This window comes from Agromyces sp. CF514, from assembly GCF_900113185.1.
In the GTDB taxonomy this organism is placed as follows: Bacteria; Actinomycetota; Actinomycetes; order Actinomycetales; family Microbacteriaceae; genus Agromyces.
Genome location: NZ_FOZD01000001.1, coordinates 680,104 through 701,001 on the forward strand (window position 1 = coordinate 680,104; position 20,898 = coordinate 701,001).

Annotated in this window: 20 protein-coding genes and 1 tRNA gene; 18 read left to right on the forward strand and 3 right to left on the reverse strand. The window is 71.0% G+C overall.

Features of this window, described 5'->3' with window-relative positions; all coding sequences use genetic code 11:
* Positions 1-154 precede the first annotated feature (154 nt).
* The 13 genes from BM342_RS02995 to BM342_RS03055 all read left to right on the forward strand — a co-directional run bounded on the left by BM342_RS02995 (position 155) and on the right by BM342_RS03055 (position 13,086).
* The gene (locus BM342_RS02995) at positions 155-862 is read left to right on the forward strand and encodes a class I SAM-dependent methyltransferase (protein WP_092964023.1); all 708 of its coding nucleotides are present in this window, start codon (positions 155-157) and stop codon (positions 860-862) included.
* Between the two features lie 102 nt (positions 863-964).
* The gene (locus tag BM342_RS03000; protein ID WP_092964024.1) at positions 965-2,089 is read left to right on the forward strand and encodes a polyprenyl synthetase family protein; all 1,125 of its coding nucleotides are present in this window, start codon (positions 965-967) and stop codon (positions 2,087-2,089) included.
* 67 nt (positions 2,090-2,156) lie between these two features.
* Positions 2,157-3,536: an FAD-dependent oxidoreductase gene (locus tag BM342_RS03005; RefSeq protein ID WP_092964025.1), complete on the forward strand. Its 1,380-nt coding sequence runs from the start codon at positions 2,157-2,159 to the stop codon at positions 3,534-3,536.
* Between the two features lie 128 nt (positions 3,537-3,664).
* A complete protein-coding gene (locus BM342_RS03010) occupies positions 3,665-4,321 on the forward strand; it encodes a prepilin peptidase (protein ID WP_177232036.1) in 657 nt (218 codons plus the stop codon).
* A 228-nt stretch (positions 4,322-4,549) separates the two neighbouring features.
* A complete protein-coding gene (locus BM342_RS03015; protein WP_092964027.1) occupies positions 4,550-4,741 on the forward strand; it encodes a Flp family type IVb pilin in 192 nt (63 codons plus the stop codon).
* Positions 4,742-4,842: 101 nt separating this feature from the next.
* Positions 4,843-5,322 carry a TadE/TadG family type IV pilus assembly protein gene (locus BM342_RS03020; RefSeq protein WP_092964028.1) on the forward strand — a complete coding sequence of 160 codons (480 nt, stop codon included), beginning with the start codon at positions 4,843-4,845 and terminating at the stop codon, positions 5,320-5,322.
* Entirely contained in the window at positions 5,310-6,338 is a 1,029-nt protein-coding gene (locus tag BM342_RS03025; RefSeq protein WP_092964029.1) for a pilus assembly protein TadG-related protein, read from the forward strand. Before BM342_RS03020 ends, BM342_RS03025 begins: the two co-directional genes overlap by 13 nt.
* 86 nt (positions 6,339-6,424) lie before the next feature.
* The gene (locus BM342_RS03030; protein WP_092964030.1) at positions 6,425-7,183 is read left to right on the forward strand and encodes a Flp pilus assembly protein CpaB; all 759 of its coding nucleotides are present in this window, start codon (positions 6,425-6,427) and stop codon (positions 7,181-7,183) included.
* Entirely contained in the window at positions 7,180-8,553 is a 1,374-nt protein-coding gene (locus BM342_RS03035; protein WP_092964031.1) for an AAA family ATPase, read from the forward strand. The genes BM342_RS03030 and BM342_RS03035 overlap by 4 nt, the downstream gene beginning before the upstream one ends.
* Positions 8,540-10,156 (forward strand): CpaF family protein, encoded by a 1,617-nt coding sequence (locus tag BM342_RS03040; protein ID WP_092964032.1) that lies wholly within the window; start codon positions 8,540-8,542, stop codon positions 10,154-10,156. The genes BM342_RS03035 and BM342_RS03040 overlap by 14 nt, the downstream gene beginning before the upstream one ends.
* On the forward strand, positions 10,153-11,109 hold the full coding sequence (locus tag BM342_RS03045) for a type II secretion system F family protein (RefSeq protein ID WP_092964033.1): 957 nt from the start codon (positions 10,153-10,155) through the stop codon (positions 11,107-11,109). The genes BM342_RS03040 and BM342_RS03045 overlap by 4 nt, the downstream gene beginning before the upstream one ends.
* Positions 11,109-11,996, forward strand: coding sequence for a type II secretion system F family protein (locus tag BM342_RS03050; RefSeq protein ID WP_255368478.1), 888 nt, complete (start codon positions 11,109-11,111; stop codon positions 11,994-11,996). Before BM342_RS03045 ends, BM342_RS03050 begins: the two co-directional genes overlap by 1 nt.
* A gap of 73 nt (positions 11,997-12,069) precedes the next feature.
* The gene (locus tag BM342_RS03055) at positions 12,070-13,086 is read left to right on the forward strand and encodes an alpha/beta hydrolase (RefSeq protein ID WP_092964034.1); all 1,017 of its coding nucleotides are present in this window, start codon (positions 12,070-12,072) and stop codon (positions 13,084-13,086) included.
* A gap of 27 nt (positions 13,087-13,113) precedes the next feature.
* Here the strand turns inward: BM342_RS03055 and BM342_RS03060 are convergent, their stop codons facing one another.
* Both BM342_RS03060 and BM342_RS03065 read right to left on the reverse strand, forming a co-directional pair.
* Positions 13,114-13,602 (reverse strand): YajQ family cyclic di-GMP-binding protein, encoded by a 489-nt coding sequence (locus tag BM342_RS03060; RefSeq protein WP_092964035.1) that lies wholly within the window; start codon positions 13,600-13,602, stop codon positions 13,114-13,116.
* A 34-nt stretch (positions 13,603-13,636) separates the two neighbouring features.
* Entirely contained in the window at positions 13,637-14,656 is a 1,020-nt protein-coding gene (locus BM342_RS03065) for a LacI family DNA-binding transcriptional regulator (protein WP_092964036.1), read from the reverse strand.
* 162 nt (positions 14,657-14,818) lie between these two features.
* On the opposite strand from BM342_RS03065, the gene BM342_RS19765 reads away from it, so the two are divergent.
* The 5 genes from BM342_RS19765 to BM342_RS03090 all read left to right on the forward strand — a co-directional run bounded on the left by BM342_RS19765 (position 14,819) and on the right by BM342_RS03090 (position 18,698).
* A complete protein-coding gene (locus BM342_RS19765) occupies positions 14,819-14,986 on the forward strand; it encodes a hypothetical protein (RefSeq protein WP_170298535.1) in 168 nt (55 codons plus the stop codon).
* Positions 14,987-14,990: 4 nt separating this feature from the next.
* On the forward strand, positions 14,991-15,680 hold the full coding sequence (locus tag BM342_RS03070) for a PH domain-containing protein (protein ID WP_092964037.1): 690 nt from the start codon (positions 14,991-14,993) through the stop codon (positions 15,678-15,680).
* Positions 15,681-15,826: 146 nt separating this feature from the next.
* Positions 15,827-15,908: transfer RNA gene (locus BM342_RS03075), tRNA-Tyr, on the forward strand.
* 132 nt (positions 15,909-16,040) lie between these two features.
* Complete coding sequence (locus tag BM342_RS03080; RefSeq protein WP_092964038.1) at positions 16,041-16,880, forward strand: inositol monophosphatase family protein; 840 nt, start codon at positions 16,041-16,043, stop codon at positions 16,878-16,880.
* Positions 16,881-17,204: 324 nt separating this feature from the next.
* The gene (locus BM342_RS03090) at positions 17,205-18,698 is read left to right on the forward strand and encodes a M23 family metallopeptidase (RefSeq protein ID WP_177232037.1); all 1,494 of its coding nucleotides are present in this window, start codon (positions 17,205-17,207) and stop codon (positions 18,696-18,698) included.
* A gap of 224 nt (positions 18,699-18,922) precedes the next feature.
* On the opposite strand, the gene BM342_RS03095 is transcribed toward BM342_RS03090, so the two are convergent.
* Positions 18,923-20,647, reverse strand: coding sequence for a glycoside hydrolase family 13 protein (locus tag BM342_RS03095; RefSeq protein ID WP_092966439.1), 1,725 nt, complete (start codon positions 20,645-20,647; stop codon positions 18,923-18,925).
* Positions 20,648-20,898 lie beyond the last annotated feature (251 nt).

The window sequence follows — 20,898 nt, forward strand, 5'->3', positions numbered from 1 at the left end:
CCGGCCGGCGGGTCGGCGTGTCGTACTGCGGCCCGAGAGGTCCAACGCGGTCGGCCGCTCGGGCATTCCGTGCGCCCGACCGCGGTCCGGGGCCGAGACGGCCGGCCGCATGCTTCCCAGCGCATGCGATGCATCCGCCGCATAGGATCGGAGGATGACGCGCGCAGATCTGGGCAAGGATCCCGGCCAGGTATCGGCGATGTTCGATCGGGTGGCCGCACGCTACGACCGCACGAACACCGTGCTCTCGATGGGCAACGCGCCGCTCTGGCGCATCGCCACGACGCGCGCCGTCGCGCCGAAGCCGGGCGAGCGCATCCTCGACGTCGCCGCGGGCACGGGCACGTCGAGCGCGAGCCTCGCCGCGTCGGGTGCGTCCGTCGTCGCCGCCGACTTCTCGCCCGGAATGATCGAGGTCGGCCGCGCGCGCCAGGAGCGCGTGCCTAACCTCGTGTTCGTCGAGGCCGACGCCACGAACCTGCCATTCGGCGACGCCGAGTTCGACGCCGTGACGATCTCGTTCGGCCTGCGCAACGTCAACGGACCCGAGAAGGCGCTCGCCGAGTTCCTCCGCGTGACCAAGCCCGGCGGGCGCCTCGTGATCTGCGAGTTCTCGCAGCCGCCGACGGCGCTCATCCGGCAGGGCTACCACGCCTACCAGCGTTACGTCATGCCGACGCTCGTGCGACTCTCGAGCTCGAACGACGACGCCTACGACTACCTCAACGAGTCGATCGACGCATGGCCCGAGCAGCCGCAGCTCGCGGCGCTCATCCGCAGCGTCGGGTACACCGACGTCGCGTGGCGCAACCTCACCGGCGGCATCGTCGCGCTGCACCGGGCCCGCAAGCCGCTCGCCTGAAACCCGGCCTGATCGGCGGCTCGACACGGTGTCGACCGGGAGGGCACGCCGTGGAAGCCGTGTCGATCGGGCACACAGGCCCGCCCAGATAGACTCGGGATCGTGAATCCGAGCCATCCGGTCGTACGTCGCGGCTCAGCGCTCGCTTCGAACCTCGGTCTGAGCGAACGCCTGTTCGCGTCATCCGCCGACAAGGCGATCGCGAAGGCGATCGACGACGGCATCGACCGGGTCGAAGCGGGTCTCGTGCGCGAGGTCAGTTTCGCCGATTCGATCGCGGATGCCTCGACCCGCTACCTGCTCGACGCGGGCGGCAAGCGCGTGCGGCCCATGCTGACGCTGCTCACCGCGCAGCTCGGCGCCGGCATCACCGACGACGTCGTGACGGCCGCCGAGGCGATCGAGATCACGCACCTGGGGTCGCTGTACCACGACGACGTCATGGACGAGTCCGAACGTCGGCGCGGCGTTCCGAGCGCGCAGACCGTGTGGGGCAACTCCGTCGCCATCCTCACGGGCGACCTGCTGTTCGCCCGTGCGAGCCAGCTCATGGCCGGCCTCGGCGAGCGTGCGATCCGCATGCAGGCGGGCACCTTCGAGCGCCTCGTGCTCGGCCAGCTGCACGAGACCGTCGGCCCGGGCGAGGGCGACGACCCGATCGAGCACTACATCCAGGTGCTCGCCGACAAGACCGGCTCGCTCATCGCGGCGGCCGCGCAGTCGGGCCTCGTGTTCTCGGGCGCAGACCCCGCCTACGAGGCGCCGGTCGTCGAGTTCGGCGAGAAGATCGGCATCGCGTTCCAGCTCATCGACGACGTCATCGACCTCTCGCCCCAGCCCGAGACCACGGGCAAGGTGCCCGGCACCGACCTGCGCGCGGGAGTCGTGACGCTTCCGGTGCTGCGCCTGGCCGAAATGGCGAAGACCGATGCCGCGTCGGCCGACCTGCTGCGCCGCATCGAGCGCGACGTGCGGGTGCTGATCGACCCCGCCGACGCCGGTGACCCGCACGACACCAACACGCTCGCGTCGCGCATCGTGCCCTCGCGCGAGACCGTCGACGCGATCGTCGCCGAGCTCCGCGAGCACGAGGCGACCATGGCGACGCTCGACGAGGCGCACCGCTGGGCGCGCGAGGCCGTCGCGGCGCTCGCGCCGCTGCCGGAGGGCACCGTGAAGAAGGCGCTCGTGCGCTTCGCCGAGACGGTCGTCGACCGGGCCAGCTGAGGCGCGATTCCGGCGCGCGCGGGGGCGCTTCGGGCATCCGGAGTTCGAATCGGGGAGGATCGAGCACGTGACCAGGACCAAGCTTCGGCTCGCGATCGTCGGCGCAGGGCCGGCCGGCATCTACGCCGCCGACATCCTGCTGAAGGCCGAGCGCAACTTCGACGTCTCGATCGACCTGTTCGACCACCTGCCGGCCCCGTACGGGCTGGTGCGGTACGGCGTGGCGCCCGACCACCCGCGCATCAAGGGCATCATCACGGCCCTGCGCGAGGTGCTCGACCGGGGCGACATCCGCATCTTCGGCAACGTGCGCTTCGGCGTCGATATCACGCTCGACGACCTCAAGCGCCACTACAACGCGGTCATCTTCGCGACCGGTGCGGTCGAGGACGCCTCGCTCAGGGTGCCGGGCGCCGAGCTTCAGGGCTCCTACGGCGCCGCGGAGTTCGTGAGCTGGTTCGACGGGCACCCAGACGTGCCCCGCACCTGGCCGCTCGAGGCCGAGTCGGTCGCGGTGATCGGCAACGGCAACGTCGCGCTCGACGTCTCCCGCATGCTCGCGAAGCACGTCGAGGACCTCATGGTCACCGAGATCCCCGACAACGTCGCGGCCGGCCTCTCGGCCTCGCCCGTGACCGACGTGCACGTGTTCGGGCGACGCGGGCCGACGTCGGTCAAGTTCACGCCCCTCGAGCTGCGCGAGCTCGGCGAGCTGCGCGACGTCGACATGATCGTCCACGACGAGGACTTCGACTACGACGACGCCGCACATGCGGCCGTCGCAGGCAACAAGCAGGTCTTCGTCATCGACAAGGTGCTGCAGCAGTGGCGTCGGCGCGAGGTCGGCGAGGCGACGCGGCGCCTCCACCTGCACTTCTTCGCCAAGCCGCTCGAGATCGTCGACGACGGCACCGGGCGCGTCGGCGCGATCCGGTGGGAGCGCACGCGATCCGACGGCGCGGGCGGCGTCGTCGGAACCGGCGAGATCCGCGAACTGCCGGTCCAAGCCGTCTACCGCGCGGTCGGGTACTTCGGTTCGCCGCTTCCCGGCGTGCCGTTCGACGAGCAGTTCGGCGTGATCCCGAACCACGAGGGACAGGTGCTCACGCGAGACCCCGAGACGGGCGAGGCGCGGCAGATGTACGGCGTCTACGCGACCGGCTGGATCAAGCGCGGGCCCGTCGGCCTCATCGGGCACACGAAGTCCGACGCCATGGAGACGATCAAGCACGTCATCAACGACCTCGGCAACTGGTGGACCCCCGAGTGGCCCTCCGAGGAGTCGGTGCTCGAGATGCTCGACGCCCGCGGCATCGCCTACACCGACCTCGACGGATGGCACCGCCTCGACCAGCACGAGCGCTCGCTCGGCGAGGCCGAGGGTCGCGTGCGCATCAAGGTCGTGCCCCGCGACGACATGGTGCAGGTCTCGCGCGGCGAGGTCTGATCGGGGTCCGTGCGGCCTCGGCGCGTGCTGCGGCCGAGTCGCAGCTCGCGCAGGCGACTGCCCGGGCGTGACGGCGCGGCTGTGCAGCGTCGCGTGCCGCGGCGGCGCGACCGACTAGTGTGCAGCCTGTGATCATCGCCGAGCCGCTCGCCGTCGCCGTCGCCGCACTCGTCGGCGCGGTGCTCGGCTGGTGGCCGCTCGCGCGGTGGTCTGCGCACGTGCTCGTCACGGAGCGCGGACGGTCGGTCCGCCGCTCGACGCTTCGCATCGCCTGCGCGGCGGTCGCCGCCGCCGGATTCGGCCTGCTGACCTGGCGGTTCTGGCAGACGGCCGAGCTGCCGGCGCTGCTGGCGTTCGCCGCGGCATCCGCCGTGCTCGGCGTCGTCGACGTGATCGAGCGACGCCTGCCCAACGTCGTGATCGGGTGGTTCGGGGCGGTGACGGCCGGGCTCCTGCTGCTCGCGGCCGTGCTCGGGGGAAACTGGCAGGGACCGCTCCAGGCCCTCGCAGGAGGGACAGGCATGTTCGCCGTGTACTTCGTGCTCGCCCTCATCTCGCCGTCGTCGATGGGCATGGGCGACGTGAAACTCGCGGCCCCGCTGGGCATGCTGCTGGGCTGGTTCGGGCTCCAGACGTGGCTCTACGGCCTGCTCGGGGCGTTCGTGATCGGCGGCGTGCTGGCCCTGATCGGCCTTGCAACGAGGCGGGTCACGCTGCGCGGATCGATCCCATTCGGGCCCTCGATGCTCGCCGGCGCGCTGGTCGCACTGCTCATCGCGGGCTGAGACGCCTCGCCTGCATCGCGGGTGGATTTCGCGCCGGACCGGCCAATTACGGCCGGATGCGCGGTTGGCCCCCACAGGAGGTCCCCCTTAATGCGGACCCCCTCTTGTGGGGAATATGCGTTCGCATCCAAGCGACTTACGGTCGATCCCACTTGATCTCCGGATCAGGGAGTCAACCCCACCACCGTCGCTGGGTTGCGACGGTCCGAACCCGAAGGACACACCACCATGCTGAAGGCATACTCGCGCATCCAGGCGCGCATCAACTCCCTCCGCTCCGAAGAAGTCGGCGCCACCGCCGTCGAGTACGGACTCATCGTCTCGCTCATCGCCGTTGCGATCATCGCCGGCGTCACCCTCCTGGGCGGCAACCTGCAGACCATGTTCAACGGCGTCGCCGGCGACATCAAGGCGCCGTAACTCCCCAGCCCCCGGTGGCCCTGACCAGTCGGGCCACCGGGCGGTACGGCACCCGGCCGTGCTCCGCCCCGCCCCAGCCATCCAGACCCGAAGGATGCATCGTGCGCACCACCCCCCTGCGCCTCGCCCGCCCCGGCGTCGACGACCGTGCCCGCGGTCGCGCCGGTGAGCGCGGCGCCGCGGCCGTCGAGTTCGCGCTCGTCGTCATCCCGTTGATGGCGCTGCTCTTCGGCATCATCGACTTCGGCTGGATCTTCAACCAGCAGGTGTCGCTGTCGAACGCCGCACGCGAGTCGGCCCGCTACTACGCGGTGCACGAACACGACGGCGGCACGGTCGCTCAGGCCGTCGCCTGGGGCAAGGACGCCGCACCGACCGTCGCGGCGGCGAGCTGGACCGCCGCCGGCGCGGGCCTCACCCTCGTCCAGGGCTGCAACAGCGCAAAGCCCAACTACAGCGCCGGCGTCGGCAAGGCGGTCACGGTCACGGCGACCATCCCGATGCCGTCGCTCACCGGCCTCTTCACCGCCGCGCTCGGCCCCACGCTCTCCGGAAAGGGGAAGACCGCATGCGGTGGCTGACCGGTCGTCTGCGCGAGGAGCACGGCGCGAGTGCGGTGCTCGTCGGCATCCTGCTCCTGGTGCTCGTCGGCTTCGGCGCGATCGCCGTCGACGTGGGCGCCATGTACTCCGAACGCGCGCAACTGCAGAACGCCGCCGACGCGGGCGCGATCGCGGCGGCCGAGTACTGCGGCGCGAACGGCGGCTGCGCGACCACCGCGCAGAAGACCGGTGCGACGTCCGCGGCACTCGCCGTCACGGGCGGCAACATGCTCGACGGCGAGAACACGACCTCCCCCCTCACGTTCACGGCCGACACCGTGCGCGTCGCCACGTCGACGCCGGGCATGGAGCACCCCCTCGCGGCTGCGATCGGGTTCGGCTCCTCGGATGTCGGCGCCGCGGCGACCGCCAAGTGGGAGATCGGCACCAGCGCCTCCGTCGTGCCGTTCGCGATCGGCGCATGCACCGTTCCGTCGGCCACCGGGACCATCAAGGTCATCCCGATCGACAACGACCCGTGCACGCCCCCCGCCGGCGCCGTGCCCGGCGGCTTCGGCTGGCTGGACGACGGCACCACGTCGTGCATCAAGGACGTGACGCTGCTCGACTTCACCTCGATCACCACCGGCAACACGGGCAAGTGCTCGCTCACCGACGCCGAGCTGGCGGCCGCGGCCGCCCAGCTGAAGTGCACGCCGCCGGCCGGCAAGGGCAAGTCGAACGTCGAGAAGCTCTTCGGCTGCTTCGTCGGTCGCACGGTGCTCGTGCCCGTCTACACGATCGCGAGCAAGTGCGGCACGCCGCCGGCGGGCAAGGCGTTCTGCGTCGAGAAGTTCGCCGCCTTCGAGGTGCTCGGCGTGCACACCAAGATCAACGGCGACGAGAAGATCGACGAGTGCAAGTCGGGCTACAAGTGCTCGCTCCCCAAGGACTGGGGCTCGCTCGCCTTCGAGGGCAAGTTCCTCACCTACGTCACCGTCGACGACGCCTGGCTGCTCGGACCGGCCGACGCCTCGACCCGCCTCATCAGCTGACCCGGATCACCCCGACCCGACCCGACCCGATCCCACCCGAACCGCTCCAGGCCCCACCCGCCTCAGACCCGCCCGAGGAAGTCACCATGAAGACCCGAATCATCGGCGCGTTCGTCGCCATCGTCATCGCCGCGATCGGCGCCTACGTGATCTTCACCTACGTGTCCGGTGCGGATGCGCGGGCGGCCACCGGCGCCGAGCAGCAGCAGGTCTACATCGTCGACACCGAGATCCCCAAGGGCACCGAGGGCGCGACGATCGCTGACTTCGTCACGGTCGACACGATGGCCGAGCGAAACGTCGCAGACGGCATCGTCACCGATCTCTCCGACCTCGACGGTCTCGTCGCCGCCGCCGACGTGCTGCCCGGCGAGCAGCTGCTGTCCGCGCGATTCGCCGACCCCGCCGAGCTGGCGGCCGCGGGCGACGTCTCCGTGCCCGACGGGATGCAGCTCGTCTCGTTCACGCTCCCGGCCGACCGTGTCGTCGGCGGCGACGTGCGGGCCGGTGACCGCATCGGACTCGTGGGCACCGTCGACCCCGACGAGGTCGGCGACGACGAGGACGTCATCAACCCGATCACCAGCTTCGCCTTCCACGGCGTGCTCGTCACCAAGGTGCAGGGCGTCGTCGTTCCCGACCCCGACGCCGAGCAGGTCGCCCAGCAGGGCGCCGGCGACTCGATCATGCTGACCATCGCGCTGACCGCCCACGACGTCGAGCGCTGGGTCTGGTTCGCCGAGGGCGAGGCCGCCGACTACGCCCAGATGTGGCTCACGCTCGAGAACGAGCAGACCGACAACTCCGGCACGTCGCCGGTCGATGGAAGCGTCGCGTTCGGATGACTCCCTTCCTCCTGGTCAGTCGCTCTCCGGAGTACGAGCTGCGCATGCGCGAGCTGCTCGGCGCCAGGCTGCGCGTCGTCCCGGGCGAGTTCATGCTGCTGGGCTCGGAGAGCGTCGTGCTCCGCGCCGGAGATCCGCGGATCGCCCTGCTGGGTCCGGTGCTCAACTTCGACGAGACCCGGAGCCTCGTGCGCGAGCTCACCGAGCGGCACCCCGACGTCGGCGTCGTGCTCGTGCGCGAACAGCGCTCCGAGCTCGAGGACTGGGTCGACGAGCTGTCGTTCCACGCCGTGCTGAGCCCTGAGGCGAGCGACGCGACGACCCTGGAGCTCATCGAGCGCCTGTCGGGTTGGCTCGTCGACAACGGACACGCGGCCGTCGAGGACTTCGAGGCGCCCCCGCTGATCGACGACGAACTCGAGCGACTGCTCGCCGAGGCCGCCCTCGTCGTCGCACCCGAGATCGAGGCGCCGGAGATCGCCGAGGCCGACGGGCCCGACGGCCTCGTGCAGCTCACAGCGGCGACCGAGGCGGAGACGGATGCCGCGGCATCCGCCACCTCGGACTGGGACTTCCCGCCCCTCGACTCGAACGTGCCGAGCGAGGCGATCGCGGTCGTCGCCCCCAAGGGCGGACAGGGCAAGACGACGGTCTCGATCAACCTCGCGACCGGGCTCGCAGACGTCGCGCTGAACTCGGTCGTGCTCGTCGACGCCGACCTGCAGTTCGGCGACATCACCGCAGCGCTCGGGCTCGAGCCGCAGCGCACGATCGTCGACGCCGTCGCGGCGGCCGACGACGAGCTCGTGCTCAAGACCACGCTGACCCATCACCCCGACGGCTTCTTCGTCGTCGCGAGCGCGCCGTCGCCCGAGTTCGTCGAGCAGGTCACGCCGCGCGCGCTCGCCCGGCTGATCGCGCAGCTCCGAGGCATGTTCCGCTACGTCGTCGTCGACACCACACCGGGGCTCGGCGAGCACACGCTCGTCGCGATCGAGCAGGTCACCGACGCCGTGTTCGTCATGAACATGGGCGTGCCGAGCCTGAGGGCGGTGCGCAAGGAGTTCGAACTGCTCGAACAGGTCGGACTGACGCCGGCGAACCGGCACACGGTGCTGAACTTCTCGGACCGTCAGAGCGGGCTGAACGCGCGCGACGTCGAACGCATCATCGGCACCCCGATCGATGTCGAGGTTCCGCGATCCTCGGCCGTCGTGCTCGCGGCGAACCGTGGCGTTCCGCTCGTCCACGACGACGTGCGCGACCCGGCCGCGAAGGCGCTGAGAGCACTCGTCCTGCGCATCGCACCCGATGCGCACCCCACCCGCAGCAGAATCCACCGGAGGCGGCGCAACCATGAACCTCAATGACCGTCTGAAGGCAGCACGGCAGGGATCCGACGACCCCGTGGGCGCGAACGAGCCGAGCGCATCGGTTCCGTTCCCCGCGGCACCGTACGACGCCGCTGCACTCAGGCAGCCCTCGGCGGAGCGGGCATCCGACGCCGGAGGATCCGATGCCTGGGCATCGGCGGGCCCCGCCGGACACGCCGATCCTGCGCCGTCCGACGACGGATCCGGTCAGGCGCCCCCCGAATCGAACGCGCACGACCCGGAGTACCGCCACGCGGCCCACGCCGTCGACCCGATCGACGCGGCCCGACGGGAGCCTCCGGCCGTCGATCCGCTGGCGACCGTCAAGGACAAGGCCGCGCAGGAGCTCTTCTCGCGCATCGGCATGCGCATGAACGACCCGTCGCTCACCGAGGAGCAGCTCCACCTGCTCGCGCGCGCCGAACTCGCCGACATCGTGGCGGCCGAGCAGGTCGCCCTCACGACCGGCGAGCGGAACCGGCTCATCGACGAGATCGGCGCCGACGTGCTCGGGTACGGGCCGCTCGAAGCGCTGCTCGACGACCCGGCCGTGAGCGAGATCATGGTCAACCGCCATGATCGGATCTACGTCGAACGTGCCGGCCGGCTGGTGGAGACCTCGTTGCGCTTCACCGGCGAGCCGCAGCTGCGGCGGGTCATCGAACGCATCGTCGCCAGGGTCGGACGCCGCGTCGACGAGTCGTCGCCGCTGGTCGACGCCCGGCTCGAGGACGGCTCCCGCGTCAACGCGATCATCCCGCCGCTCGCGGTCAACGGCTCGTCGCTGACCATCCGCAAGTTCGCAGGCACGCCGTACACGGCGTCCGACCTGGTGCGATTCGGCTCTGCGACGCCCGAAGCGGTGGCGGTGCTCGACGCCGCCGTGCGATCCAAGCTGAACATCCTCGTCTCGGGCGGAACGGGCACCGGCAAGACCACGCTGCTCAACGTGCTGTCGGCCTTCATCCCGAGCGACGAGCGGATCATCACCATCGAGGACGCCGTCGAACTGCAACTGCAGCAGGACCACGTCGTGCGCCTCGAGTCCAGGCCCGCGAACATCGAGGGGCGAGGCGAGATCACCATCCGCGACCTCGTGCGGAACTCGCTCCGCATGCGCCCCGACCGGATCGTCGTCGGCGAGGTCCGCGGCGCCGAAGCCCTCGACATGCTCCAGGCGATGAACACCGGTCACGAGGGGTCGATCTCGACCATCCACGCGAACTCGCCGCGCGACGCCGTCTCGCGCATGGAGACGCTCGTGCTCATGGCAGGCATGGACCTCCCGCTCCGCGCCATCCGCGAGCAGATCGCGTCGGCCATCGACATCATCGTGCAGATCACCCGACACCAGGACGGCGTGCGCCGGGTGACCAAGATCACCGAGGTGCACGGCATGGAGGGCGAGGTGGTCACCCTGCAGGACGCCTTCGACTTCGCCTACGGCGGCGGCTACGACGACGAGGGCCGACTGCGCGGCCGCCTCGAGCCGACCGGGGTGCGTCCGCGGTTCGCCGAGCACGTCGCCTCCCACGGCATCGCGCTCCCCGTCGACCTCTTCCTCGCGACCGACGTCAGCCCGATCGGAGGCCCGCGATGAATCCGGTGCCCTTCGTCGGCGGGATCGGCATCGCCCTCATCGCCCTGTTCGTGCTGCTGTTCTTCGTCATCGCGCCGCCGGCCCCTCGAGTGGCGAAGTCCCGTCGGAGCGCGCCCGGCGTGGTCGAGGTCTCGACCCTGACCCGAGTCACGGCACAGGCGACGGAAGTGGTCGACCGTGTCGTGTCCAAGCAGACCGCACGTCTCTTCGGCGCGACCGAACTCGAGATGGCCGGCGTGAAGCTCGAGCCGAGCAGCTTCCTCATGCTCGTCATCTCGACGTCGGTGACCGCCGCCGCAGTGGGGGCCCTCCTCGGGCTGCTGAACGGGACCGCCTTCCTGCTCGCGATCGTCTTCGCCGTGCTCGCCGTGATCGGCGCGAAGGTCGTGCTCGTCGTGCGGACCTCGCGTCGTCAGGCGGCGTTCGCCGACCAGATCGACGACACCGTGCAACTGCTGTCCGGGGGGCTCCGCGCCGGCCACGGCCTGAACCGCGCGGTGGCGGGCGTCGCCCAGGACGCCGAATCGCCCATGCGCGAGGAGCTCACCCGGGTGGTCAACGAGACCAGGCTCGGGCGAGACCTCGCCTCGTCTCTCGCGGTCACGGCCGGACGCATGCACAGCGACGACTTCGACTGGCTCGCCCAAGCCGTCGCGATCAACCAGGAGACCGGCGGCAACCTCGCCGAGGTGCTCGACCAGGTCGGCAAGACGATCCGCGAACGCAACCAGATCCGCCGTCAGGTCAAGTCGCTCAGCGCGGAGGGGCGCCTGTCGGGGATCATCCTCGTGGCGTTGCCCATCGGCGTGGCGGCGTTCCTCGCGATCACGCAGCCGAACTACTTCAGTGCGTTCTTCCAGAGCATCATCGGCATGGCCGCGCTCGCGATCGCCGGGGTCCTCCTGATCGTCGGCAGCATCTGGATGGCGTTCACGGTGAAGGTGGAGTTCTGATGGAGATGTCGCTCGTCATCGTCTACACCGGCATCGGGCTGGTCGCCATCGCGCTCGCCCTGCTGGTCCTCGTACTCGTTCCCGGCCGACGTCGAACCGCCGAGGTGCCGGACGGCGCAGAGGTGCACCCCGCGCTCGGCATCGTGCAGCAGCGTCCCTCGCTGGTGCGGAGCCTCACGACCGCGGCTCCGGCCGGGTACTCGGAGTGGGTCGAACGTCAGGTGCTCTACGCCGGGCGCCCCGCAGGGTGGACGGTGGGTTCGATCGTCACCTGGAAGATCGCGCTCCTCCTGTTCGGCGTCGTCGCCGGCGCGCTGTACGTCTTCGCCGGCGGGCCGCAGCCGCTCGAGGTGCTGCTCGCCGTCGCGCTCACGACCCTGCTGTTCTTCCTGCCCGACGTGCTCGTCAACAGTCGCGCGCACGACCGCCAGGAGGCCATGCGGCGCGCGCTGCCCGACGTGCTCGACCAGATGACCATCGCCGTCGAGGCCGGCCTCGGCTTCGACGCGGCCATGGCGAAGGCCGCACGTCAGGGCAAGGGGCCCCTCGCAGAGGAGCTGATCCGGGTGCTCCAGGACATGAGCATCGGACGCACCAGGCGCGACGCGTTCCACGAGCTCGAACGGCGCACCAGCGTCGACGACCTCCGGCGCTTCGTTCGCGCGATCGTGCAGGCGGACGCCTACGGCGTCGCGATCGGCGAGGTGCTGCGCGTGCAGGCCGCGGAGATGCGGCTCAAGCGCCGTCAACGAGCAGAGGAGCAGGCGCAGAAGGTCACCGTGAAGATCCTCTTCCCGCTCGTGTTCTGCCTGCTGCCGGTGCTGTTCATCGTGGTTATGACGCCCGCCGTGATCGGCATCGTCGAGGCGTTCTCGGCCGCGAACTGACCGACCCGGCAATCGGATGCGCGCGCCGTCGCCGGCGATAGGCTGATCGGACCGAGACCACGGGGGAGGTGTCGTGTCCGAGCACCAGCCCGCGAACCCGCCCGAAGGGTGGCGGCCCGACGTGCTCGGGGCGGGATTCGAGCAGCGCACCCTTCCGCTGGGCACCGACGACGAGGGCGAGGTCGTCGCGACGATCGTGCGGTACTCGCCCGGGTTCCGATGGCCGCTTCGGCGCGGCGCGGCATCCGGAGTCGACGTGCTCTACGTGCACGGCTGGAGCGACTACTTCTTCAACCCCGAGCTGGCCCGGTACTGGGCCGACGCGGGGGCGCGCTTCTTCGCCCTCGACCTGCGCAAGTACGGGCGGAGCCTCCGGCCGGGGCAGACGCCCGGGTTCGTCACCGACCTCGCCACCTATGACGACGACATCGAGGCGGCGCTGACGGTGATGGGGCACGGGCGCGGCGACGCGGCATCCGGGCGATCGCTGCTGCTGCTCGGCCACTCGACCGGCGGACTGACCCTGAGCCTCTGGTCGGCCCGCAACCAGGGCCGTGCGGCCGCGCTCGTGCTGAACAGCCCGTGGCTGGAGTTCCAGCTCAGCAGCACCGGACGCGCGGCGCTCGCGCCCGTCATCGGCTGGGGCGCCCGCGTCAATCCGCTCGGGCCGATGCCGAACGTCGACCTCGGGTTCTACACGCGCACCGTCGCGAAGGAGCAGGGCGGCGAGTGGGAGTACAACCACGACTGGCGGCCCGATCGCGGCTTCACGACGCACCCGGCGTGGCTGACCGGGATCCTCGCCGGGCACGCGAAGGTCGCCGCGCGCATCGACGTCGGTGCGCCCGTGCTCACGCTGCTCTCGGCGAGGTCGACGCTGCTGCCCCGCTGGGACGAGGCCATGCGCTCGTCGGACATCGTGCTCGTCGTCGACGAGATCGCCGAGCGCACGCTGCGCCTCGGACCCCAGGTGGCCGTCGCCCGCATCGACGGCGCGCTGCACGACGTGTTCCTCTCGCGCGAGCCCGTGCGCGCTGCCGCCTACGCGTCGATCACGCGCTGGCTGCGCGGCTACGCCCCGCGCCGCTGAGCGCGTGCGCAGGGCGGATCCGCGCGCCTAGCGGAAGTTCGTGAACTGCAGGGCGACCTCGAGGTCCTTGCCCTTGAGGAGGGCCATGGTCGCCTGGAGGTCGTCGCGGCTCTTGGACGAGACGCGCAGCTCGTCGCCCTGGATCTGGCTCTTGACCGACTTCGGCGCCTCGTCGCGGATGATCTTCGAGATCTTCTTCGCGTTCTCGCTGTCGATGCCGTTCTTCAGCGAGATCTCGATGCGGAACTCCTTGCCGGAGGGGTAGGGCTCACCCGTGTCGAGCGAGCGCAGCGTGATGCCGCGCTTGATGAACTTCGACTCGACGACCTCGAGCACGGCCTTGACGCGCTCGTCGGTCTGCGCCTTCAGCAGGATCTTCTCGCCCGACCACTCGACCGAGGCGCCGACGTTCTTGAAGTCGTAGCGCTGCTCGACCTCTTTGCGCGCCTGGTTGACGGCGTTCTCGGCCTCCATGTGGTCGACCTTGGAGACGATGTCAAACGTGGAATCAGCCATGCCGGCCAGTCTACCGAGGCGCGCCCGCGAGCGCTCAGGCGGGCGGCGGGGTGGCGGTCGACGAGCGCACGCGCAGCTCGAACGGCAGCGGAGTCGATGCGGGCGCCGCGGCATCCGACCCGGGTTCGAGCTGTTCCATGAGGATCTCGACGGCCTTCTCGCCCTGGAATCTGGGGAACTGCGCGACGGTCGAGAGGCCGAAGAAGTCGGCGAGGTCGTGGTCGTCGATGCCGATGATCGAGACGTCGCGGGGCACGACGAGGCCGAGTTCGCGCGCCGCGAGGATCGAGCCGATGGCCATCTCGTCGGAGGCGGCGAAGATGGCGGTGGGGCGGCCGTGCGGCACGCCGAGCAGCTGCTTGGCCGCGTGGAACCCGCCGCGGATCGTGAAGTCGGCCGGCGCGAACAGGCGGCCGTCGACCTCGACGCCTGCGGCGCGCAGCGCGTTCTCGTAGCCGTGACGCCGATTCGTGGGCAGGTGGAAGTCGAGGTCGTTCTCGAGGTCGCCGCCGATGTGGGCGATGCGACGGTGGCCGAGGGCCAGCAGGTGCTCGGTGGCGAGCTGCGCGACCGCGACGTCGTCGATGGTGAGCGTGCGCACGCCGGCGATGGGGCCGCCGACGCCGACGAGCGGCTTGCCGAGGTCGTGCAGCCGGGCGACCTCGGGCTCGGTGAGCTCGAGCGAGACGGCGATCACGGCGTCGACGCGCTGGCGGAGCAGGAAGTGCTCGAACACGCTCGCGCGCTCGCCGCTGTCGCCGGAGAGGTTGTAGAGCGTGAGGTCGTAGCCGCGGCGGAGGAGCTCGCCCTGCGCCCCCTCGAGCACCGAGGAGAAGAACCAGCGGTTGAGGAACGGGATCACCACGCCGATGTTGCGGGTGCGCCCCGATGCGAGGCTCGACGCGTTCGACGAGACGACGTACCCGAGCTGCGCGGCCGCGTCGAGCACCTTCGTCTTCGACGCCGCCGAGACGTGTCCGCGGCCGCTGAGGGCCCGTGAAACGGTCGCCGTGGAGACGCCGGCGAGCCGGGCGACCTCTTCGATGCCGGCCATCGCGCCTCCGTACGGGTCGGGCTGAACCTCGACATCCTATCGTCCGGTGCCCTGCGTGGCGCGTTGCCCGGCCAGCCCTCGTAAGGTAGACAGGCACGGTCGGGCCCACGTTCGGGGGAGGGGCGGTGTCCGCCAACCACCGAACCGAAGGGAATCGCGCACGTGAAGTGGGTCAAACGAATCGTCCTCACGCTCGTCGTCGTGTTCGCCGCGTTCTACGTGATCACGCGCCCCGAAGAAGCCGCGAACATCGTGCAGGGCGCGTTCGGCGCCGTGTTCAGCGCGACCGAGGCGATCGGCCAGTTCTTCAGCACGCTCGCGTCTTCGTAGCGACATGGCCTTCGGAGATCCGCGCGTCGAACGGCACCTGATCGCCGACGAGGGCGAGTTCGTCGTCGACGAGGTGCGCAAGCACTGGGCCGCCGTGGCGGGTGCGATCCTCGAGGCGCTCGCCGCGATCCCGGTGCTGCTGCTGATCCTGTGGGTGCCGTCGCAGGCGTACTGGGTTCCGCTCCTGCTCGCCGTCGGGCTCGTGGTGCACGCGTCGTGGCGCATCATGGGCGCCCGCATGGACCGGTTCGTGATCACGAACATGCGCGTGTTCCGCGTGCACGGCATCCTCACGCAGAACATCGCGACGATGCCGCTCGCGCGAATCCTCGACATCTCGGTGCACCGGCCGCTCATCGGCCGCATCCTCGGCTACGGCCACTTCGTGTTCGAGTCGGCCGCGCAGGAGCAGGGGCTGCGCGACATCCGCTTCGTGCCGAAGCCGAACGAGCGCGGCCTCACGATCCAGCGCGTGATCCAGCGCGCGGGCCTGCGCGGGTCGAGCCAGTCGTGGCGTCAGGACGACGAGCGTCGCGAGCGAGAGGCCGCGCAGGCCGCGGCCGCTGCGGCCGCCGCCCAGTCCGCCGTCGCCGCACCCCTGACGGCGCCGCAGTACTCGACGAGCGAGACCGCCGAGTTCCCCTCGGAAGACCTCAACACGACCGCCGAGATGCCGTGGTGGCGCGCGCAGTAGTCGGCTGACGGCCCCCGGAACCCGGGCTTCGCGACGGGCGAGCGGATGCCGCGGCATCCGCTTCGTGCACCGATTTCACGACTTGCCGCCTTCCGGGTATCCTTGTCAGGCCCCCGGTTGTGTGCAGAACTCGGTCGGGTGCGTCTGGCGAGTTACCCAAGCGGCCAAAGGGATCTGACTGTAAATCAGACTGCTCAGCATTCGGGGGTTCGAATCCCTCACTCGCCACCGAAAGCCCCGGTCGGACCTCGTGTCCCGAGCCGGGGCTTCGTCGTTCCGACGGCCGTGACGGCGGGCCGTGACAGCGTGCGGCGCCCGCGGGCGGTGACGGCGGAGCAGGCTTGCGCGTAGCTTGGGGGCATGACCTCTGCCGCGGCATCCGCAGACCTGCTCGAACTCGCCCGCGACATCGCGGTACGCGCCGGGGCGTTCGCGCTCGAGGCCAGGCGCCACGGCGTGAGCGTCGCCGCGACCAAGTCGACGCCGACCGACGTGGTCACCGCGGTCGACCGCGACACCGAGGAGCTCATCCGCTCGCTGATCCTCGAGGCGCGCCCCGACGACGGCATCGTGGGCGAGGAGGGCGCCGCGCACATCGGCACGAGCGGCCTCGACTGGATCGTCGACCCGATCGACGGCACCGTGAACTTCCTCTACGACCTGCCGTCGTGGGCGGTCAGCATCGCCGTCGCCGAGGGCGGTGGGGCGGATGCCGCGGCCGGCCCCGGAGCCATCGACGGCGTGACCCTGGCGGGCGTGGTCTGCAACCCGGGCAGCGGCGAACTGTTCGAGGCGAGCCTCGGCGGGGGAGCGCGCTCGACGGGGCGGACGCTCGCGGTGAACCGGGACGTGCCGCTGCACCAGGCGCTCGTGGCCACCGGATTCGGGTACGCGGCCGAGCTGCGCCGGTTGCAGGCGGAGGTGCTGCTCGGCGTGCTGCCTTCGGTGCGGGACATCCGGCGCAACGGCTCGGCCGCGCTCGATCTCTGCGCGCTCGCCGCCGGCCGGGTGGACGCCTACTACGAGCGTGGGCTCAACGCCTGGGATCACGCGGCAGGCGGGCTCATCGCCCGCGAGGCCGGGGCTCACGTCGCCGGGCCGCACGGTGGGCCCGAGAACTCCGAGCTGCTGGTCGCAGCAGCGCCCGGGCTGTACGAGGAGCTCGCCGAGCTGCTCCGACGGGCGGGCCTGGAGGCCTGAGCGCGGTTCGCGGCGGTTCGCGGCGGCGACTCGCGGGGCTGTGCGACGGCGGATGATTCGCAGGAGTTTCGCAGCCTGACCACGAGTGCCGTCAGGGCACGCACGCAACGAGCGGGAACGTGCGGAATACGTCGTCTGAACGCCGTTCCGCAACGAATCCGCGTCGTTCGACGTGGCGCGCGATGACGCGTCCGGGGTAGCCTTTATGAATCTGTAATCTCGGCACGAGTCGGGATGCCACCTCCGTTCCCCCTACTCATCGTCGAAGGTCTTCCCACCGTGCCCGAGTCCCCCCTCGCGCCGGACGCCCCAACGCCCGGCTCCATGGATCCACTGCGGTCCGGGCGACCCCTCACGCGTCGGGAACTCCGCGAACTCGAGACGGCGCGGCAGGCGCAGGAGACCCCGGCGCAGCAGCCGCGCATGCCGCAGGCGCCCCAGCAGCAGGTTCAGCAGGCGGCACCGCAGCAGCCGACGCGCCCCGCGGCAGCTGCACCGGCGCCGGCACGGGCGTCCTTCGACGACCTGTTCGGCGGCACGGCACCCGGCCGGCCGCAGAATCGTGCCCAGGCGCCCGCTCCGGCACCGCAGCAGGCGCCGGCTCCGCAGCAGAACCGAGCCGCGCAGCAGACCCGAGCCGCGCAGCAGGCGCCGGCTCCTCAGCAGGCGCCGGCCTCGTCGGGCGACCAGTCGCGCCGCGCCAGGCGCTCGGCAGACTCCGCCGGTGCGACCGCCGCAGCGCCCGTCGTGCCCGGCTCGCCGCTCGCCGCCCCTGCGCAGCCCGCACCGGCAGCGCCGCGCGCGTCGGTTCCTCCGATCCCGTCGCAGGCCGCTCCGCTCGACATCCACGCCACGACCGAGATCACCGGACTCGACATCTTCGGCCTGCAGACCGACACCGGCATGCCCGCAGGCGAGGCGGCGTCGACCACGGCCCGACGCCAGCGGCATCCCGCGAGCCGCCAGCCCGAGGCATCCGCTCGCCCATCGCGCCGCGGAGCCGGCAGCACCGCCGCCGCACCGCACCAGGGTCGCCGTCGCGACACCTCCGCCGCCGAGCCGGCCTCCAGGCCGTCGGCCGACGCCCGCACCTCCGCTCCGCGCCCGCAGCGTCGTCGTGCGCGCGGACTTGCGAGCATCGTGGCCATGAGCTTCGTCGCGATGCTCGCCGTGACGACGACGATCCCGTCGCTCTCGCTGCTGACCGAAGACGACGTGCAGGCGCTCGCGCTGACCCAGTACGGCACCGACTCGCTCGCGGGCCAGCGCGTGCTCATCAACGGCGACGTCGTCGCGCAGTCGGTCGACCGCGAGGGCTACGAGTCGCAGACGATCGAGGAGTACGCCGAGGCGGCGGGCATCCGCCCCGAGGCGACGTTCACGAACGACCCGAACGGCACGATCCAGTGGCCGTTCGCGGTCGGCGTGCACATCGGCGACCGGTTCGGCTACCGCGACTGCGCGGGCTGCTCGTCGGATCACCACGGCCAGGACTTCAACCCCGGCTACGGTGCCGAGATCCAGGCGATCGCCGACGGCGTCGTCTCGAACTCGACCGACGAGGGCGGATCGCTCGGCGTGGTCACGATGATCGACCACCAGATCGACGGCCAGACCGTCACGAGCGTGTACGCGCACATGCAGTACGACTCGCGGCGGTTCGAGGTCGGCGACACGGTGCACGTCGGCGACGTGCTCGGCAACACCGGCAACACCGGCATGTCGACCGGACCCCACCTGCACTTCGAGATCCGCATCGGCGGCATCGACGGCGAGTGGGTCGACCCGCTCGATTGGCTCTACGCCAACACGAACTAGCCCGGGCGCCTGCGTCGCGCATCCGCTGTTGCGGCGGACACGTGCTCGTGCGCGCCACGCTCGTGCGCGGCACGCTCATCCGCGGCCCGCTCATCCGCGGCACGCTCGTTCGCCGCTCCCGGGGCGCCGTGCCGTGAGGCGATCGGATGCCGCGGCACGGCGAGCGACGCAGAACGGGCGCCCGCGGTGTGCGGGCGCCCGTTCTGCGTTCGTGCGTGCGGGCCCTAGGCGGCGATCCAGACGGTCGTGTCGCCGGGCAGCGTGTCGCCGTCGAGCGAGCCGCTCGCGAGCAGCACCTCGCCGGCGGGCAGCGTCGCGGGCGACGAGCCCGTGTTCGCCACGACGAGCACGTCGCCGTTGCGGAACGCGAGCACGGCGGGGTCGGTGACGCCGTCGAGCTGCACCCACTCGAGCGTGCCGGCGCCGAGCGCGTGCTCGCGCCGCAGGCGCAGGGCTGCACGGTAGAGCTCGAGCGTCGAGTCCGCGTCGCCGCGCTGCGCGTCGCGCGCGAGCGAGCGCCAGAGCTCGGGCTGGGGGAGCCAGGGCGTGCCGGTGGCGCCGAAGCCGTAGTTCGCGGCATCCGCGTTCCAGGGCAGGGGCACGCGGCATCCGTCGCGGCCGTAGCGCTCGCCGTTCGTGCGGAACCAGGTCGGGTCCTCGCGGGCCTCGTCGGGCAGGTCGATGACCTCGGGCAGTCCGAGCTCCTCGCCCTGGTAGAGGTACGACGATCCGGGCAGCGCGAGCATGAACGCCGTGGCCGCGCGAGCACGGCGCACGCCGGTCGCGTACTCGGGAAGACCCTTCGAGCGGGGGCCGAGGCCGTGGCCCTGCGGGTTCGGCTCGGTCACCGACAGGCGCGTGGCGTGCCGGACGACGTCGTGGTTCGAGAGCACCCAGGTCGAGGGCGCGCCCACGGCGCCGAACGCCGAGAGCGAGGCGTCGACGACCGAGCGAAGCGCTGCGGCATCCCACGGCGTCTCGAGGTAGGCGAAGTTGAACGACTGGTGCATCTCGTCGGGGCGCACCCAGTTCGCCAGTCGCGGCAGCGGGTCGACCCAGGCCTCGGCGGCCAGGATGCGGTCGCCGGGGTACTCGTCGAGCAGCAGGCGCCAGTCGCGGAAGATGTCGTGCACGCCCTCCTGGCCCCAGTAGGGCGCTCCGGCGGGTTCCTCGTCGCTGATCGCGGGCTCGAGCGCCACGCCGGCGGCCTCTGCGGCGGCGGCCGCAGCAGCGGTGCCCTCGAGTCCGGCGGCCCCGCCCATGCTGCCGCCCTCGACGGGCGGCGTGTAGTCGGGGAGGCCCTCGGCCTTGGCCATGCCGTGTGCGACGTCGACGCGGAAGCCGTCGACGCCCCGGTCGAGCCAGAACCGCAGGATGCGGCGGAACTCCTCGCGCACCTCGGGGTTGGTCCAGTCGAAGTCGGGCTGCGAGCTGTCGAAGATGTGCAGGTACCACTGGCCGGGCGTGCCGTCGGCGTCGGTGGTGCGGGTCCACGCGGGGCCGCCGAACACCGACTCCCAGTTGTTGGGAGCCTCGTCGCCGTTCTCGCCGCGACCGTCGCGGAAGAGGTAGCGGGCGCGCTCGGCGCTGCCCGGCCCTGCCGCGAGGGCGGCCTGGAACCACTCGTGCGCGCTCGAGGAGTGGTTCGGCACGAGGTCGACGATCACGCGGATGCCGCGGGCGTGCGCCTCGGCGAGCATCGCGTCGAAGTCGGCGAGCGTGCCGAACAGCGGGTCGACGTCGCAGTAGTCGGCGACGTCGTACCCGGCGTCCTTCTGGGGCGACGTGTAGAACGGCGACAGCCAGATGGCGTCGATGCCGAGTTCTTCGAGGTCGGCGAGGTGCGCGGTGACGCCCGCGAGGTCGCCCATTCCGTCGCCGTTCGCGTCGGCGAAGGAGCGTGGATAGATCTGGTAGATCGTGGCGGTCCGCCACCACTCGGAAGTCATGGCGCCACTGTACGTCATGCGTCAACCTTATGGAAACGCTTGCATAACCAGCTCGAAACGCGAATGATCACAAACCCGTATCGATAGACGCCTCCCGGTTTGGCGATTGACTTGATGGAAGGTATACCTGTAATCGCTTGCATTTCTTGCGGGCATTCCATACGGAAGAACGGCCTTTCGGTCTCGGTGCACGCGCCCGCCCCAGAACGGGGTACAGCGTCGTCGCCCGGCGAAGGCGCCGGACACAACGC